At 51.4% G+C, this 17,199-nt stretch carries 13 protein-coding genes and 3 pseudogenes; 11 read left to right on the top strand and 5 right to left on the bottom strand.

The window, feature by feature from the left end:
- Nucleotides 1-458 precede the first annotated feature (458 nt).
- The 4 genes and pseudogenes from A7P99_RS01240 to A7P99_RS01225 all read left to right on the top strand — a co-directional run bounded on the left by A7P99_RS01240 (nt 459) and on the right by A7P99_RS01225 (nt 6,480).
- Entirely contained in the window at nt 459-2,318 is a 1,860-nt protein-coding gene (locus A7P99_RS01240) for a lytic transglycosylase domain-containing protein (RefSeq protein ID WP_067527632.1), read from the top strand.
- A 623-nt stretch (nt 2,319-2,941) separates the two neighbouring features.
- Nucleotides 2,942-3,394, top strand: a pseudogene (locus A7P99_RS10340) (heterodisulfide reductase-related iron-sulfur binding cluster); the annotation flags it as partial.
- Nucleotides 3,389-4,660, top strand: a pseudogene (locus A7P99_RS09910) (LUD domain-containing protein); the annotation flags it as partial. The pseudogenes A7P99_RS10340 and A7P99_RS09910, both read left to right, overlap by 6 nt.
- A gap of 263 nt (nt 4,661-4,923) precedes the next feature.
- Complete coding sequence (locus tag A7P99_RS01225) at nt 4,924-6,480, top strand: L-lactate permease (RefSeq protein ID WP_067527630.1); 1,557 nt, start codon at nt 4,924-4,926, stop codon at nt 6,478-6,480.
- 321 nt (nt 6,481-6,801) lie between these two features.
- On the opposite strand, the gene A7P99_RS10335 is transcribed toward A7P99_RS01225, so the two are convergent.
- Nucleotides 6,802-7,017: a VOC family protein gene (locus A7P99_RS10335; RefSeq protein WP_231863694.1), complete on the bottom strand. Its 216-nt coding sequence runs from the start codon at nt 7,015-7,017 to the stop codon at nt 6,802-6,804.
- Nucleotides 7,018-7,376: 359 nt separating this feature from the next.
- Between A7P99_RS10335 and A7P99_RS01215 the strand changes: the two genes are divergently transcribed.
- Nucleotides 7,377-7,571, top strand: a complete 195-nt coding sequence (locus tag A7P99_RS01215; RefSeq protein ID WP_067527627.1) for a hypothetical protein — start codon at nt 7,377-7,379, stop codon at nt 7,569-7,571.
- A 6-nt stretch (nt 7,572-7,577) separates the two neighbouring features.
- Nucleotides 7,578-8,321 carry a hypothetical protein gene (locus tag A7P99_RS01210; RefSeq protein WP_153705456.1) on the top strand — a complete coding sequence of 248 codons (744 nt, stop codon included), beginning with the start codon at nt 7,578-7,580 and terminating at the stop codon, nt 8,319-8,321.
- Nucleotides 8,322-8,375: 54 nt separating this feature from the next.
- Here the strand turns inward: A7P99_RS01210 and alaS are convergent, their stop codons facing one another.
- Nucleotides 8,376-11,255 carry an alanine--tRNA ligase gene (gene alaS / locus A7P99_RS01205; RefSeq protein ID WP_067446717.1) on the bottom strand — a complete coding sequence of 960 codons (2,880 nt, stop codon included), beginning with the start codon at nt 11,253-11,255 and terminating at the stop codon, nt 8,376-8,378.
- A 288-nt stretch (nt 11,256-11,543) separates the two neighbouring features.
- On the opposite strand from alaS, the pseudogene A7P99_RS09510 reads away from it, so the two are divergent.
- From A7P99_RS09510 to A7P99_RS01190, 3 genes and pseudogenes are all read left to right on the top strand, one after another.
- Nucleotides 11,544-11,786: pseudogene (locus A7P99_RS09510) on the top strand (U32 family peptidase); the annotation flags it as partial.
- Between the two features lie 513 nt (nt 11,787-12,299).
- The gene (locus A7P99_RS10330) at nt 12,300-12,578 is read left to right on the top strand and encodes a GyrI-like domain-containing protein (RefSeq protein ID WP_369799376.1); all 279 of its coding nucleotides are present in this window, start codon (nt 12,300-12,302) and stop codon (nt 12,576-12,578) included.
- Between the two features lie 321 nt (nt 12,579-12,899).
- Nucleotides 12,900-13,697, top strand: coding sequence for a formate/nitrite transporter family protein (locus A7P99_RS01190; protein WP_067446713.1), 798 nt, complete (start codon nt 12,900-12,902; stop codon nt 13,695-13,697).
- Nucleotides 13,698-13,877: 180 nt separating this feature from the next.
- Here the strand turns inward: A7P99_RS01190 and A7P99_RS01185 are convergent, their stop codons facing one another.
- The 3 genes from A7P99_RS01185 to A7P99_RS01175 all read right to left on the bottom strand — a co-directional run bounded on the left by A7P99_RS01185 (nt 13,878) and on the right by A7P99_RS01175 (nt 15,764).
- On the bottom strand, nt 13,878-14,309 hold the full coding sequence (locus tag A7P99_RS01185) for a PaaI family thioesterase (protein ID WP_067446711.1): 432 nt from the start codon (nt 14,307-14,309) through the stop codon (nt 13,878-13,880).
- A complete protein-coding gene (locus A7P99_RS01180) occupies nt 14,306-14,776 on the bottom strand; it encodes a PaaI family thioesterase (protein WP_067444673.1) in 471 nt (156 codons plus the stop codon). Before A7P99_RS01180 ends, A7P99_RS01185 begins: the two co-directional genes overlap by 4 nt.
- Nucleotides 14,777-14,906: 130 nt before the next feature.
- On the bottom strand, nt 14,907-15,764 hold the full coding sequence (locus A7P99_RS01175) for a ScpA family protein (RefSeq protein ID WP_067527623.1): 858 nt from the start codon (nt 15,762-15,764) through the stop codon (nt 14,907-14,909).
- Between the two features lie 125 nt (nt 15,765-15,889).
- Between A7P99_RS01175 and A7P99_RS01170 the strand changes: the two genes are divergently transcribed.
- A complete protein-coding gene (locus A7P99_RS01170) occupies nt 15,890-16,597 on the top strand; it encodes a B3/4 domain-containing protein (protein ID WP_067527621.1) in 708 nt (235 codons plus the stop codon).
- 75 nt (nt 16,598-16,672) lie between these two features.
- Nucleotides 16,673-17,116, top strand: a complete 444-nt coding sequence (locus tag A7P99_RS01165; protein WP_067686264.1) for an RpiB/LacA/LacB family sugar-phosphate isomerase — start codon at nt 16,673-16,675, stop codon at nt 17,114-17,116.
- The last annotated feature ends 83 nt before the right edge of the window (nt 17,117-17,199 follow it).

Below are 17,199 nucleotides of genomic sequence, written 5' to 3'. Positions count from 1 at the left end.
TACCTGAAAATTTCAGGGTAGCCTGAGACCTTTGCAAAATCCCGTTTTCGGCATATTTCCTCTCGGTACGTTTCTCGAATGCTTGAAAATATTTCCATATTATCTGTGCCCAATAAAGCCAAATGATTTGCGATGCTGCTGCTTTGAACCGCACTCAAATCCGTGGTTTTGAAAAGGTCTCGGTCTTCATCATCCAAGCATTCCTCAGCCGCCCAGTTTCTCTAGCAGTTCCATCAACCCATCGGTGCATTCCTCCGCCTGCGCCCGGATTTCTCGCGGCTGTAGAGCGCGGCTGAGGCATTTTAGTTTTCAGGTAGCCTCCTTTATCAGGCTACCGGAAAATCTTTTCCTGCGTAAAAAGCAGTAAAACCCGCCGTCTGTTCGCGCCTGCCGCTTCATTGCCCCACCGCTTTCAGGTAGCCTTAGGCCATTCCGAATTATCCAAGCCGACATCAAGCATGAAAAAAACCGTATATCAACACAGTCTCCCCCTCCTCGCCGCCGGCCTACTCGCCGCCTGCTCCAGCCAAACCGAAACCCCGGTCGAGCCCATCAATGCCGACAGCAGCGCCGCCGTCCAGCTGCCCGGCGTCCGCCGCAGCGATTCCGAAGACAAAGTGCTGGCCGACTACCAGCTCTTTCAATCTGCCCAAGCCACGCTCAAACAGGGCTATGCCGGCCAAGCCGCCCAATTCCTCGCCCAAGCCCAGCCCAGCGCCATGGCCAACAGCCTGCGCAACCAGTGGCTCAAACAGCTCGGCCGCAACGGCCAATGGCAAGAATTTGTTCGGCAATACGCCTACCTGAAACCCGCCGACCGCGATAAAGAAACCCGCTGCTATGCCGCGCTGGCCGGGCAGGAAAACCAAAACGCCGCCCAAGAAGTGCTGACCGAACTCGGCCGCCAGCCCGAAGGCTGCAACCGCCTGCTCGAACAGCTCGCCGCCCAAGGCAAACTGCCCGCCGATGCCGCTTGGCGGCGCGTGCGCGGCTTGCTGGCCAACAACCAAATCAGCGATGCCCGCCGCTTGGCCGCCGCCTTGGGCTCACCCCTGCCCGAGCCGCTCACCAGCGCCACGCCCGACAGCCAAGGCGGCCGTGAAGCCATGCTGCACAGCGTAATCGGCCAAAATGCCCGCAAACAGGCCGATACCGCCCAACGCCTGCAAAGCCTCTCCACCAGCCTCAGCCCGGCTCAAACCGGCTTTGCCTGGGCCGTGCTCGGCCACCACTACGCGTTGAACCAACGCTTCTCCGCCGCGCTCGATGCCTTCAATCGCGCCGACCGCGGCCAGCTGGGCAAAGAACACTGGGAATGGTATGCCCGCAGCGCCCTGCGCCTCGGCCGCTGGAACGAGCTGCAGAACATCATCGAAGCCATGCCCGACACCCTGCGGGCCGACCCCACCTGGCAATACTGGCTTGCCCGCAGCCTGGCCGCCAGCGGCGATTCCACCCGAGCCCAGCAGCACTACCGCCAAGCCGCTGCCTCCGGCCGCAATTTCTACGCCCTGCTCGCCACTGAAGCCCTCGGCGGCGAAGTGAACACCCGCAACACTGCTGCCGAACCTGGCAGTAGCCAAACCAGCCAAGTGGCCGCTGATGGTGCAGTTTCCCGTGCACTCAACTTATTCCGCGCCTCTCAGCGCAGCGGAGATTGGGATATGCGCAAGCAAGCCCAAGCCGAGTGGCGCTATGCCATGGATGGCTTTAACGAACCAGCCCTGCTCGCAGCCTCCAAGCTCGCACACGATGCCGGCTTCTACGAGATGGGCATTTATGCCGCCGACAAAACCAACAGCCAAATCAACTACAACCTGCGCTATATCTCCCCCTTCCGTGACAGCGTGGATCGCTACGCCGCCCAAGCCAATATCGACCCCGCCTGGGCCTACGGCATCATCCGCCAAGAGAGCCGCTTCATGATCGGCGTGCGCTCCCGCGTGGGCGCCACCGGCCTGATGCAGGTGATGCCCGCCACTGCCCGCGAGATCGCCAGCAAAATCAGTATGGATCCTGCCGAATTGCATACTGTTGAAGGCAACATCCGCATGGGCACTTGGTATCTAGGTGATGCCCGCAACCGGCTGGGCAACGAAGTGCTCGCCACTGCCGGCTACAACGCCGGCCCCGGCCGTGCCCGCAACTGGCAAGCCGCCACAGCGCTCGAAGGCGCGGTGTATGCCGAAACCATCCCGTTTGACGAAACCCGCGACTACGTCAAACGCGTGATGACCAACGCCACCTATTACGCCAGCCTGTTCAACGAGCCGCACACCTCCCTCACCCGCCGCATGGGTACTATTCCTGCGCGGTAATGCCGGCCAGTTGAACTATTTTGCTACCGACACAGTTATAACAGATTAATTAATTTTTAATACAAAGCAGCAAACTGCAGACAGTACAGAGCACGGTAAGGTAAGCTAATGCTGTATCGGAAGTTAAGTTAATCTGCTATAAACCAAAGGCTACCTGGGACTTTTCAGGTAGCCTTTTTGTATCGAAAATCGATTAATAAAAATAAAACTGTTGTTTGAATTGCGAAATATCGGCGTGGCAACGTTGACATTTTGTTATGCCTATCCTCCTGAACCTTCAGGTAGCCTTCAACCGAATAGCATGGGCAATTCATTGACCACACAAAAGTTTCTACTATCCCCTGCATAATAACGAATTTTGTGCTTTAAATCCGTCAAATCTACCCTCCTCCATATCAACGGTGTCTGGCATTAGCCCTAATTTCACAAGCATCTTGACCATCTAAAAGCATATCGCTTAAAGTAATATGGATTTTCCGTTGGGTAAGACTTGCATCGGCTTCTCTAAATTATTAAGAAATAAGAAGCATATTATGAACGCCAACCAAACCACCACACACAGTGGCGGCAAGCCTGCCGAAGTTTAATTTTTCGGCTCTGCCTTTTGGACTTGATACTGCGAAGAGGCGTTCAATGTAGCCAAAGCCCAGCTCGCTTTATTCACCGAAAACTACTCATCATTATGCTTTCCGGCTCTTGCGGCAGTATGATGAAGCACCATTGGCCCAAATTATTTAAAGGCAGCGAATACGAACAGCTCGCCAACGAATTGGCCAGCCGTGCGTTGAGTTCACCAATTTTCTGGTGGGCATCGGCTACGAGTCTAAAGACGTGGGCGAGCCAGTGAAAGTGGCGGCGCATACTTCCTGTACGGCACGCCGCGAAATGGGCGTGCACATCACAGGCTGGAAGCTGATTGAAGCCTGCAAAACGTGGAGTGTATCGTGCACGACCACGAAAGCGAATGCTGCGGCTTCGGCGGCACATTCTCCGTTAAATAATCCGACATTTCTGGCGACATAATGAACGATAAAGTGACCATACTGAAAGAAACACAGGTCACGGAAATCGTGAGTAACGCACGCGAAGCCCTTACCGACAAACCTTTGTGCAAAAAAATCCTGTGCACGGCAATGAATATGCTGATGACCAAGCGCAAAATTGTGTTGTCGGACGAACAGGAATTGCAGATGCTGTGCACCCTTTGCAAGCACATTCGCCAGCGTTCGCTGTCCAAACACCTGATTTGCTGGAACAGCTGGAAAGCAATCTCACCAAACTGGGTGTGAGAGTGCATTGGGTGGAAATACCCAAAGAAGTCTGCTGCATTATCCACAGTATCGTGATGCACCACCAAGGCAAATCGATGGTGAGAGAAGAGATCGAGCTGAACCATTATCTTGCCGAATGCGGCATTAAAGCGGTGAAAATCGATTAGGGCAAATATATTGCGTAAATGGCCGGCGAAAGCCGCCCCCACATTGTGATGCCCGCCATCCACAAAACTAAAAAGCAATTGAACGAACTGCTCCACAAAAACATCGGCACGGAGCTGACCGACGATATGGACAAACTCACTGGCTTTGTCTGCATGATATTGTGCAACATTTACTACACCGCCGATATCGGCTTGAGCAGTGTGAACTTTGCCGTGACCGAAACCGGCACACTGTGTCTAATGGGAGGCGATGGTAAAGGCCGATGCGGGTAATGCGCGCGTCGCCATTGAAAAAGTGGTGGCCAAATTGTCGGATGTTCCGACACTCTACAACCTGATACCGCACAACGGTATCGGGCAAAGTATCACCACCTAAGAACAGATGCATAAGAACAGATGCACCGCACGCTGCAATGTATATGCTGTAGCGCCTACATGAACCACTGCCCGGTGTATACCATATCGGCGGTTCGGCACATGGCACCGCTTACCTCGGACCAATTGGCAAAATCCTGTTACCGCATCTGCTGGGATCGGAAACCACCCACGACCTGCCTACCGCCTGCACCATGTATGACACGTCTTGGAAGGCTGCCCCGTGAAAATCCTGATTACCTAGCAGATATAGCGCCTGTGCAAAGAAGCACAACACACGCCCGATGAAGCTGTGCCCTATCTAAATTAAAAACTAAGGAGCTTTGTACACTTTTGAGCAAATAACTGGCTTGATGCGGATTTGACGGCATTTTATTCAGCAAAACTGCCTACCGCGTGTTCGGCATAATGACCACCAAATTCCGCAGGCTGCCCCTCTGGCGAGCAGCTCAGCTGGACAGACAGCCATGTACCGATGAAACCTGCGCCCAAATCGCTGCACCAGTTGTTGAAAGCAAAACAACAAAAATTCCGGCTAAACCGAATGCAGGCTGCTTTGGCAGCAATTAAACAATGGCACGCGGACATTTCCATCTGCATTTTTTGTAGAGCAAAAACTGTTTTCGGGTAGCCTGTAGTTCCTACAAAGCTAAAGACTACAATTTGGCGTTTGCCCTGTTACGAACCAGAACGCTCACGCTCCAAGTTTTAATCAGCTACACACCCCAAACAACACCTGTACCTCATGCCCCCAGTCTTTACGGCGTTTCATTGACATATAACGGAGACATCATGAGTATCGCCCTTTCTGTCTTTCCAATCTTATTTCTAATTATTTCGATGATTGGCTTCAAAATGCGCGGCGATCACAGCGCAATATTAGCAGCATTGTCCGCTGTTTTGATTGCCATTTTCGCCGTTCCCAATATCAGCGGATTTACGCCACCGGAAGGCTACAGTGTCAGATACATCGGCTGGGCATTTGCCGAAGGTATCTTGAAAGCCATTTTCCCTATTCTAATTGTGATTCTGATGGCATTGTTCAGTTACAACGTGCTACTGGAAAGCAAACAAATTGAATTGATTAAACAGCAATTTATAAATATTTCTAGCGACAAGCGCATTCAGGTGCTGCTGATTGTTTGGGGCTTCGGCGGCCTGTTGGAAGGCATGGCTGGCTTCGGCACGGCAGTGGCAATTCCAGCCGCTATCTTAATCGGTTTGGGCTTCACACCGCGCTTTGCGGCACTCGTATCGTTGATTGGCAACAGCGTAGCCACCGGTTTCGGTGGGGTTGGCATCCCCGTGATTACGCTAGCAAAAGAAGTGTTCGGTTCTGCGGTTACTTCCGAGCAAACCCATGCTATCGCCAGCGACGTGGTGATTCAATTGGGATTCTTAATGTTCTTGGTGCCATTTGTCATCTTAATGCTGACCGACACCTCTAAAAAATACATCGTTCCTAATATTATCCTATCTACCGTGGTAGGCGGATTGTCGCTAGGCGTACAGTTTGTCGCCGCTTATTTCATCGGCGCGGAAACGCCTGCCATTTTGGGCAGCATCGCCTGCATCGTCTTCATCGTGTTGTATGCAAAAATGACCGAGAAAAAAGATACGCCTGCCGATAAAGCCATCAGCATGGGGCAAATGGCGAAAGCATGGGCGGTGTACGGTTTCATCTTGTTCTTCATCATCATGGCCAGCCCCTTGTCCGGCCCCATCAGCGCGTTTTTGAAATCCACTCTGGTGAGCAAAATCCACCTGCCGATTTATGCGGAAGGCAAATATTTCGCCTTCGGCTGGTTGTCTAACGCCGGCCTGATGCTGTTTTTGGGCGCATTTATCGGCGGCTTGGTGCAAGGCGTTTCCGCCAGCAAACTGTTCCAGATTTTGGGCCAGACTTTGGTGAAAATGAAGGCTTCGGGCATTACCGTCATCTGCCTGGTGGCCATGAGCGCGATTATGAGCCACAGCAGCATGATTGCCGTGATTGCCAAAGGCTTGGTGGACGCCACCGGCACATTCTATCCGCTGGTTGCACCGCTGGTGGGCGCCATCGGCACATTCGCCACCGGCAGCGACACCTCTTCCAACATCTTGTTCGGCAAACTGCAAGCCTCCGTGGCCGACCAGCTGAATATGGATAAATCATGGCTGGCTGCCGCCAACACGGCCGGCGCTACCGGCGGCAAAATCATTTCGCCGCAAAGTATCGCCATCGCCACCGCCGCCTGCGAACAGCAAGGCCAAGAAGGCGCCTTCCTGCGCTCCGCCATGCCTTATGCGATTGTGTATGTGATTATTGCCGGCATTACCGTGTATTGTTTCACCGCATTTGCACTGTAACGCCGTCGGCATCAAAACAGCCTGCACTCTAGTTTGAAGAGTGTAGGCTGTTTGTATGGAAAGGCTACCTGAAAGTTTGCTGGATTAGTTTTTAAATCTGATCAGTCAAATAAGGCTGCAATAATTTGTATTGTGAAGATGGTAGGAATTGCGGTTGGGTGGACAGCCGAACAACTATTTTCAGGTAGCCTGTTGTATGAGCAGGGAGGAGGGAATATTTGGACAGATCGCACTGCTACAGGCTATCTGAAAATTTATGTAGGTAGGGAATGCAAAATACAGCTTGCTATGCTACGTAAACTTTCCCCCCTAGAGAAGCGTTTACTCATGCTGCAAAATATTCACCAGTCGCCGAAACGGATCACGCACAAAAAAGCGGCGCACGCCCCAAGGCTCAGTGGCCAGCCCGTATTCAGGCGTGAAACCAGCATGCTGTATTCGTGCTAATAATTCGTCTAGATTGTCCACCTCAATAGACAAATCAGGCACAGGCATGCCAGAACCGCCTTCACTGGCAAAACTAACCTGCACAGACATGGTCGTATCCTATCTGTAGGTCTGTATCCACCCATGATCCATCAGCAATTCCAGCCCAAGCAAGTCATGGTAGAAAGCCTTTGCTGCGGCGGGTTGGGTTGCGTTTATATTAGCCACAATGCGTTTAACGCCCATGCTCGGTCCTTATTTTAAAATGGCTGAATGATTAGGCATAAATGTTCGATCTATGGGTTTTAGGCTACCTGAAACGTGTAACATAAGGAGTGTGTAGCACAGCCTGTACATATTGATGAAAAACTTAGGGTATAGCTTACTAAATATTTTTCCAAATAACACATATTTATTAAAAATCGTTATAATACTATTATGTATATTATTAATGGTGCTAGGGGATATATATGGAAAACGAAAATTGTGTGGGATATTTAAAATTCTATGGAGAAAATATTGAAAACGGAATTATTCAAGCAGACGTTGCTGGACAGGCACTGTTAGGTTTCGATGAGTGTATAAGGTTTTTTAATAAGAAACAATATCCAACAATTGTTTTATATGACTATAAGATACCTGTTAAGACGGAAAAAGGCTCCTGAGTTGTTTTGGTATTAGGTGGTTTGCTATGGGGAACTGGTGTATTTGGAACCGCTTATCTAAAAAAAGCTGGGGAAAAAATGGCTGAAAAAGATTTTCACGGTATTGGTCTTGCTGATGTTTTTAAAAAATCACTTACAGCCTTAAAAAATCTCATTGAGCTAATAAAATATAAAAAGGGAAAGATTGATTGGGAGAGTGAGGATTTTAAGCTTGAGCAGGTTGATGAACAATTCTTTGTTTCTATTAAAAATGAATTTGGAGATTTAATATTAATCCCTGTTGAACAATTAGAATGGTTCAAAAATATCCCTAAAACGTCGCTTGAGAAAATGGTACAGGGTGTAATGGTAGGACAAAGTCTATCTATTGGTGTAAGAAATGAAAAAGAACAATTTGATGTAGCAACTATTACAAATGCAGAAAAATCTTTATTTTTCTCCGAAGAGGATGAGGAAGATGAATTTATTTTCCCCGAGCTGATTCATGGTGAAGTAGCTGAATTACAGGGGAAGCTGATAAGAGGTAATGAAAAAACCAATTCTTTAGGATTTGAATATAAAGGAGTAATTTTGAATTGCCACCCTCAGAGAGGATCTATACGACAATATAAATCTTCTTTATTTTTGAAATGTAAAATTAGTTGTTATGTCAATAGACATGAAAAAAGTAACGCTCATTTTGACAAGAAACCTACCTTATATGTAGAAAAGGTAGAGCCACTAGAACACGATCAGTTCGAGCTATTTTAGGTTTATTTGTTAAAAATAAAGGCTACCTGAAAATTTCAGGTAGCCTTTATTTAGTTAAGCCAGTTTGCTATTAACCCAACCTTCCACGCTTCCCAGCATTTCAGGCAGTTTCGCAACATCTGTACCACCAGCCTGTGCCAAATCCGGCCTGCCGCCGCCTTTGCCGCCGACTTGTTCGGCTGCGAATTTGACCAAATCGCCGGCTTTCACTTTGTTTGTTAGCGGTTTGGATACGCCGGCGCACAAGGAGACTTTGCCGTCGTTTACGGCAGCGAGCAGGATGACGGCGTTGTCGGATTTGCCGGTTAAATCGGTAACGATTTCGCGCAGGGCGGCTGCGTCGGCTTCGATTTGGGCGGCGACGAGTTTGGCTGCGCCCAAGTCTTTTGCGTCGTCCAAGAGTTTTGCACCTGCGTGGACGGCGAGTTCAGCTTTGGCTTTTGTCAACTCTTTTTCCAAGGCTTTGGCGTTTGCGGCGTTGGCTTGGATTTTGGCGAGTACGTCTTTTTCGGTTTGGGCTTTGACTTCGGCGATGATGTTTTTCATCAGGCTTTCTTGGTTTTGCGCCCATACCAGCGCGGCAAGGCCGGTGATGGCTTCTACGCGGCGGATGCCTGCGGCAATGCCGCCTTCGCTGATGATTTTGAAGAAGCCGATGTCGCCGGTGTGGGCGACGTGCGTGCCGCCACACAATTCAATGGAGTAGTCGCCCATGGTAATCACTCGGACGAAGTCGCCGTATTTTTCGCCGAAGAGCATGACTGCGCCGGATTTTTGCGCGTCTTCAATGGACATGGTTTCGACTTTGACGGGCACGTTGGCGATAATCGCGGCGTTGACGCGGCGTTCGACTTCGGCGATTTCTTCCGCGCTGATGCCTTGCGGGTGGGAGATGTCGAAGCGGGTCAGCTCGGCGTTTTGCAGGCTGCCTTTTTGTTCGACGTGCGTGCCCAAAACATCGCGCAGGGCTTTGTGCATCAGGTGGGTAACGCTGTGGTTGCGCATGATGCTGTCGCGGATGTCGTTGTCGATTTCGGCGGATACGGCATCACCGACTTTCAGACGACCTGATACGACTGCGCCGAATTGTCCGTGTACCGCGGCTTTGATTTTCTGCGTGTCTTCAACGCGGAAGCGGTTTTCGCCCGCGAAGATAAAGCCTACGTCACCGACTTGGCCGCCGCTTTCGGCGTAGAACGGGGTTTGTTCCAAAACGACCACGCCTGCTTCGCCTGCTTGGAGTTCGTCCACGGCTTCGCTGCCTTTGTATAAGGCGATGATTTTGGTGTCTTGGCTGCGTTTTTCGTAACCTGTGAACTCGGTGTCCGCACCTGTGTAATCCAGTTGCGCGTTGGCTTTGAAGTTTTGCGCGGCACGGGCGCGGGCGCGCTGGGCTTCCATTTCGCGGTTGAAGCCTTCTTCGTCCAAATCAATGCCACGTTCACGACAAATATCGGCAGTTAAGTCATATGGAAATCCATATGTGTCATAGAGTTTAAAAATCACTAACCCATCAAGTACATTAAGGCTACCTGAATTAGTAGAAGACAACTGTTCAATGATGGTATCGTATGCTTTTTTAGAAAAAATAGTGCTATCTGGAAGTATAGTAGTGGTCTCCCCAGAAGCATTAGTTGATGAAATTGCAATAAATTTCTCACCTGATTTAACATTGACCGCTGCAAAACGGTAGCCATCCGCTAATAAACCATAGCTGCTATCAATATTAAGTTTTCCTTCTAAATTTTCCAATTCAATCTTGGGTAGTAATGACCAAGCCTCATTGAACATCAAAGTATTTTCTAATAAAGCCATACCTGTTTCTAATGTTTGAGCAAAGCGCATTTCTTCGCCACGCAACACTTCCATAATATGCGTTTGTTTTTCTTTCAACTCGGGATACGCGTCGCCCATCGCTTTCACCAAATCGGGCACGAGTTTGTAGAAAAACGCCTGTTTCTGACCGAGTTTGTAACCGTGGCGTACGGCGCGGCGGATGATGCGGCGCAGTACATAGCCGCGGCCTTCGTTGGACGGCATCACGCCGTCGGCAATCAGGAAGGAGCAGGAACGGATGTGGTCGGCAATCACTTTTAGGCTCGGCTCGTCCATGCTGAACGGCGCGCCGGTTTCGCGGGCAACGGCTTTGAGCAGGTCTTGGAACAGGTCGATTTCGTAGTTGCTGTGGACGTGTTGCATCACGGCCGCCATGCGCTCCAAGCCCATGCCGGTATCGACGGACGGCTTGGGCAGCGGGTTCATATTGCCTTGCTCGTCGCGGTTGAACTGCATGAAAACGCAGTTCCAAATTTCAATCCAGCGGTCGCCGTCTTCTTCAGGGCTGCCGGGAATGCCGCCCCAGATTTCCTCGCCGTGGTCGTAGAAAATTTCAGAGCAGGGGCCGCAGGGGCCGGTGTCGCCCATCTGCCAGAAGTTGTCGGACGCGTATTTCGCGCCTTTGTTGTCGCCGATGCGGACGATGCGCTCGGCAGGCATACCGATTTCGTTCAGCCAAATGTTGTAGGCTTCGTCGTCTTCGGCATACACGGTCGCCAAGAGTTTTTCTTTGGGGATGTTTAGCCATTCGGGGGAAGTGAGGAACTCCCAAGCGAAGTGGATGGCGTCGCGTTTGAAGTAGTCGCCGAAGGAGAAGTTGCCCATCATTTCAAAAAAGGTGTGGTGGCGGGCGGTGTAGCCGACGTTTTCCAAGTCGTTGTGCTTGCCGCCTGCGCGCACGCATTTTTGCGCGGTGGTGGCGCGGTTGTAGGCGCGTTTGTCGAAGCCGAGGAACACGTCTTTAAACTGGTTCATCCCGGCGTTGGTAAACAGCAGCGTCGGGTCGTCGTGTGGCACGAGCGATGAGGAGCGGACGATGGTATGGCCTTTGGATTCGAAGAATTTTAGGAATTTTTGACGTAGTTCGGAGGTTTTCATGGCTTTTTGGTATCTTTCAAAAAGTGATTTGGGCGGTTTGTGCGCTTAACAAAAATTGAGCATGATTTTACTGCATATTGCAGGAAGCTGCCTACTTAAATACCAAGGGAGAATCGGCGACTTCAGCCATATCCGAATCGGGTAGGCAGAAGTTTTCAGGTAGCCTTATCTATATCTATTTGCGCAAAGGCTACCTGAAAGAGACTGCTTGAAAATACCCACCCAGCGATGTTGATTTAAATCAGTGCCAAACCGCCATCTAGCTCATAGCCCGTCGAGCACAGCAGCATCCCCGAACTCGCCTGCCTCGCCGGCAGCCTGCCTTCCCTGAAAACCGCCGTGGACAACGGCACGGACACGGTTTACACGGAGCCGAAAAACACGACTAACGTGCGCGACTTCCCTGGCCTGAATTTCGATCAAAAATTCATCATCGAAGGCATACGCTACATCCATGAGTGCAGGCGGCATGTGTTAATAGCCATCAGCACCTATGCGCAAGCGGGACAAGTGGAATACTGGGGCAGCGCGCGTAGACACGGCGGCTGCCAACCCTGCGCGCTACTGTATAACACCCGTATGGGATGCGGCTTCGAGTAAGGCATCGGAAGGCAGCCAAAGCACACTGGGGCCATATAGCCAGCCTTGAAAGTAGGTTTCAGGTAGCCTTTCTACAGGAGGGAAACTATTATGAAACAAGAATGGAAGAAGGTTAACTAAAGATTCATACGGTATTAAGGTGTCGCTTGTATTGCTGGATGTACTGCCGCAATCGTTCATTATGATAAACGGCGAAGGCAACCCCCAATGCTGCGATGCTGCTAATTTTTCCGAACGCATGAGCGCTCTGTACAACTTGACGTATGCCGTGAAGATAAATTACAAAATCCACTGCCAGGCAGGCTGTTGACGATTTTTCCGTGTAGCCGCTGGAAGGCGTTTAGCAGCAAAAAACGGCGGGAGAGGATAAGTTGGATAAAGGCAATTTGGTCTACGCCATTATGATCGCCCAGTCTGATTTCATCACGCCTGAAATGTGACAAGATGCGCAGGCCAAAACACGCATTAAGAAACCTGTATAAAGAAGTATGCTTTGAACGCATGGCTAATAGCAAATGCGTGAGCATTCTACATGTTGGCAGGTTTGATGACGAACTCACTTCGTTCGCCAAAATGGACAAGTTCTGCCAAGAACACGGCCTACAACGCAGCAGCGCTACGAACTGCGAAATTTATCTGAACAACGCCAACCGCACCGGAAAAGCTCAAAACTATTTTGTGCTATGCCGTAGAATGATTTCAGGCAGCTTCAAGGCCGTCTGAAAGGCTACCTGAAACAAAGGAATGCCATGAAACTATCACCACCATCAGCAGCGAAACCAAAATAACCCATGCATGTTATTGGCAATACACAGGCAAACTCTATGTACCAAGAATCCCGTACTGCTCTAAGCAGCAACCCTAACTACATCGTATAATATAATATTCCGGTAAACCTCAGCAGCAAAACTGTAGGCCGGCATGGCCATGTCGACACCGGCATAAGAAAATTTTCAGGTAGCCTTTGCTAGACTCATCGAAGACTGAATGAGAACAATCAACCAAATGATTTGAAACCTATTTAATTTAAAAAAGGAAGCTGTCATGGCACAATCCGTATTTGTGGAAAAAATTGAGCTAGCCTGCCGCAAAAAGGTGGGGTTGTTTGAGCGCAACAAGGCGAAGTATGCGCTGCGTTCGCTGATTGCCGGCATGCTGCTCACGCTCACGTCGGCCACGGGTGTGATTGCAGCGGATGTACTCAACACAGCGCATCCTTCACTGGGGCGTTTTGCCTTTCCGTTTTTCTTCTCTTGGGGGCTGGTGTATATCTTGTTTCTTAATGCGGAACTTACCACTTCCAATATGATGTACCTCACGGCCGGTACCTTCCTCAAAAAAATCAAATGGGAAAAGGCGCTGATTATTTTGCTCTACTGCACGGCATTTAATTTAATCGGCTCGATTTTCACCGCTTGGCTGTTCAACCAAACCAGCGCGTTTGCCCACATTTCGGCGGATGGCTATTTGGCCAATATGGTGGGGCACAAGCTGGAACGGCCGAACGGCCTAGTGCTGTCGGAGGGGATTTTCGCTAATCTGTTTGTAAACGTGGCGGTGTTATCCTATCTGCTGCTGAAGGAACAGGCGGCGAAGATTGCGGCAGTGTTTGCGGCGGTGTATATGTTTGTGTTTTTGGCCAACGAACACGTGGCGGCAAACTTTGCTTCGTTTGCGCTGGTGGGCTTCAATCAGATTGCCGATAGCGTGCCTCATTTTGAGGTGCTGAATATCCTGCGCCATTGCAGTGTGGCTTTTGTAGCGAATTGGATTGGCGGCGGGCTGCTGATTGGCGTGCCGTATGCGTTTTTGAATAAGGATGAGGGAGAATATGTGGATTAAGGTTTGATATAGCTAAAAATGCTTCACTTCCTGCGTTGGATATGGTGTTGGCTCGCCTCGCCGTACTCCTGTACTGTCTGCGGCTCGCCGCCTTGTATGAAAAAATAATTAAAAATTTCAGGTAGCCTATTTAACGGAAAACAGGCTACCTGAAATTTTGCACGCTCCTTAGGGCGAAAGTTATTGGGCAGCGGGCATTTGGAAGTGGCAGCGGGCCACGACGATGGGTTTGGCGGAATCAGACTGCCAGGCTTCCACGGCCACATTAGCAATGCGGCTGCCTTGGCGGGTGAGGGAGCAGCGGGCGTAGGTGGTTTCCGGCTTGCCGCTGCGCAGGTAGTCGAGCGAGAAATCGATCATTTTAGGCAACTCGGCGAGGCCGGCCTGGCGGTAGAGGAAGAGCACGGCGCAGCTTTCGATGAAGCCGCCGAGCATGCCACCGTGCAGGGCAGGCAGGAAAACGTTGCCGATATTTTCGCGTTTGTATGGTAAGGCAAACAGGGGATTTCCGTTGGATTCGCCGCATTGCAGGCCAATGAATCCGGTGTAGGGGATGAGGTCGGCGGCTTCTGCCGTGAGTTCTCTGGAAAGGGTGAATAGGGTGTTGTTCATGCTTGCAACATCTCCTGTAATTTAGCTTGTTCTTCTGGGGTGAGCGGGGTACGCATAAAAGTGGCCATGCCCAAAGCGAAGGGGTCGGCAGGGTCTTCTTGGTAGCAGCTGCTGCGCACGAAGGCCACTTGGCCGGCCAAGCGGTAGCATTCGGCACGGCCGTAGATGCGGTGGCCGGGAGTGGCGGGGTGCATATAGTCGATGCGCATATCGAGGGTGGCGAGGATTTCGGCACTGGGCAGCTGGGCGGTTACCGCGCAGGCGGAAACCATATCGACCAGGGTGGTGATGGTGCCGCCGTGGATGATCTGGGTGTCGTGGCGGCCAACAAGATGAGGCCGCCAATCGAAACTGAGCACGGGGCGGCGGGCACGGATACCTTCATAGCACAGGCCGATGGCGCGGGAGTGGGGGAGGTCGAGGTAGTGTTGGATGAGGATGCGATAGAGAGCGGAATTTGCAGGCATAGTGGTTTCTACTGTAAGACAATATGTTTTCAGGTAGCCTTTGGGAGGCGGAGGGGCGTTATTGTTTGACTGGCAGGAGGCTTTGTCAAGGCTACCTGAAAAATGGCAAACGGTTTTTCAGGTAGCCTTTCTATTTATTTTCATCTTCGCCTTCTCTTTGCAGCACGGCAGTTTCATCTGCCTCTCCGGGCAGGCTCACCAAAATATCGCCAAATGCGCCGTCTTCCTGCGTGAGGCGCACCAGCCCTTCTTTCACCAGCTCCAACAGGGCGATAAAACTCACCACCACTTGCGCCACACCGCTTTCCGGCTCAAACAATCGGCTAAAGCGGCAGCTGCCGTCTTGCAGACGGCGCAGGATGCGGCTCATGGTGGCGCGCACAGAAAGGGCTTCGTTTTCCTGCACCACTGTGTGGCTACGGCGTTGGCCGGCGCGGGAGAGGATAGCTAGCCAGGCTTGGGTGAGGTCGGCCAGCTGTACTTCTGGCAGCTTGGCGGCGGTGGCAATCTCCAGCGGCAGATACGCCCAGGCGAAATCGCGGCCGGCGCGGGGCAGTGCATCCAACCCCACAGCGGCGAGCCTCATCTGCTCGTAGGCCAAGAGGCGGCGTACCAATTCGGCGCGCGGGTCGGCAATGTCTTCGTCTGCGGCAGCGGGCGGCACGGGTAGCAACAGGCGCGATTTGATTTCAATCAGCACGGCCGCCATCAGCAGATATTCCGCGGCCAAATCCAGGTTTTGCTCATCCATTTGCGCGATATAGGCCAGATACTGCTCGGTAATTTTGAGCATGGGGATATCCAGCACGTCGATGTTTTGCTTGCGGATAAGGTACAGCAGCAGATCGAGCGGGCCTTCAAAGCTGTGCAGCACCACCTGCAGTGCATCGGGTGGGATAAAGAGGTCGGCGGGCAGGTCGGTAACCGGCTGGCCGAACAGCGTGGCGATGCCGGGGCTGCTCGGCGTATCGGGCGGGGAAACGGGCATTTTCAGGTAGCCTTTAGCGGGCAGAAAGCGGGGATTATATCGCCTTTACCGTATTGGCTTGCCAATCTGCTATTCGTATAATCTGCCTACTTTCGGACAAGATTGAGCTAGTAAGGAATATTAAGATGAAATTTATAGCAGACAAACAATTGTTTACCCAATTTCCTGGATTGCGTATTGGCATTAGTGTGGCACGCGGGGTAAACAATAAGGCAGATGTGGCTGCTTTCCTGCCGCAATTGCAGCAGGCGGCAAATAATGTAGTGGAAAATTGTGGAGGACAGCCTGTAGCACAATTGCCGAAAATTGCTGCCTGGCGCGAGGCATATCGACAATTTGGTGTGAAGGCCAAAGAATATCCAAGCTCGGTAGAAGCGCTATATAAACGCGTTTCTAAAGGAAAAGGTTTGGGCAGCATCAGCCCGTTGGTAGATATTTATAACTATATTTCGCTCAAATACACCGTGCCAGTGGGCGGAGAAGATTTGAATGCCATGCAGGGTAATTTGCAGCTAACCTACGCTGGAGCGGATGAAGTGCCGGTGGTTGTGTTGGACAAAGATGAGGCACAGGCGCCAGCAGAGGGTGAGATTCTCTATAAAGACAACGCCGGCGCCATTTGCCGACGCTGGAACTGGCGTGAAGTGGCACGCACCGTCATTAGCCCAGATACAACCAACTGTGTGTTTGTGATTGAAGCATTAGTTGAAGTGGGAGACGATGAACTACGTTCAGCACAGGAAGAGTTGGGCATACTGATCACACAATACTGCGGCGGTACAATTGTCCACCAAATTGTGCGTGCTGGTCAGGAAGAGGCAGAATTGCGCTGAGGCAGCCCGGCTTGAAAGCAGCAGCCAAGCGGCGCATACTGGCTGCATTTCCCACATCAGAATAAGGAGCGATTGATGAAACTCGTGATTGCCGCACCGGCCAACGGCGTTGAATTGAAAAACGCACTCAAAACGCATCTGCAAAACGACCCGCGTGTGTCGAGCTTGGTGGATTTATCGTCGCCAGATGGCAGCTATCCGCAGCTCTCTTTTGCCGCCGCGCAAGAAGTGGCCGCCGGCCGCGCCGCCCGTGCCATTCTGATTTTCGGCACGGGCGTGGGCACCGCGATTGCCGCCAACAAAGTGCGCGGCATCCGCGCCGCCACCGCCCACGACCTGCTCACCCTGCGCGGCTCGGTGGAAAACTACAACGCGCAAGTGCTGTGCATGGGGCAAAATGTCATCGCCGCCCCTGCCGCTTGGGCGCTGGTAAACATCTGGCTGGATTTGCGCCACGACACCTCCAGCGGCTATGCGCCGAAGGTGGGTGAGATTGAGGCCTTCGAACGCGGTGTTTGACAGGCTTGCAAACCGTAAACGCAAAAAAGGCTACCTGAAACTTTAGCTAAGCAGAAACTGTGCTGCGTTCGTTTTAGCTTCGC

It is taken from the genome of Eikenella sp. NML120348 (assembly GCF_001648435.1).
Lineage (GTDB): Bacteria > Pseudomonadota > Gammaproteobacteria > Burkholderiales > Neisseriaceae > Eikenella > Eikenella exigua.
The sequence above is the reverse complement of the archived record's forward strand: the minus strand, read 5'-3'. Positions and strand labels throughout refer to the sequence as shown.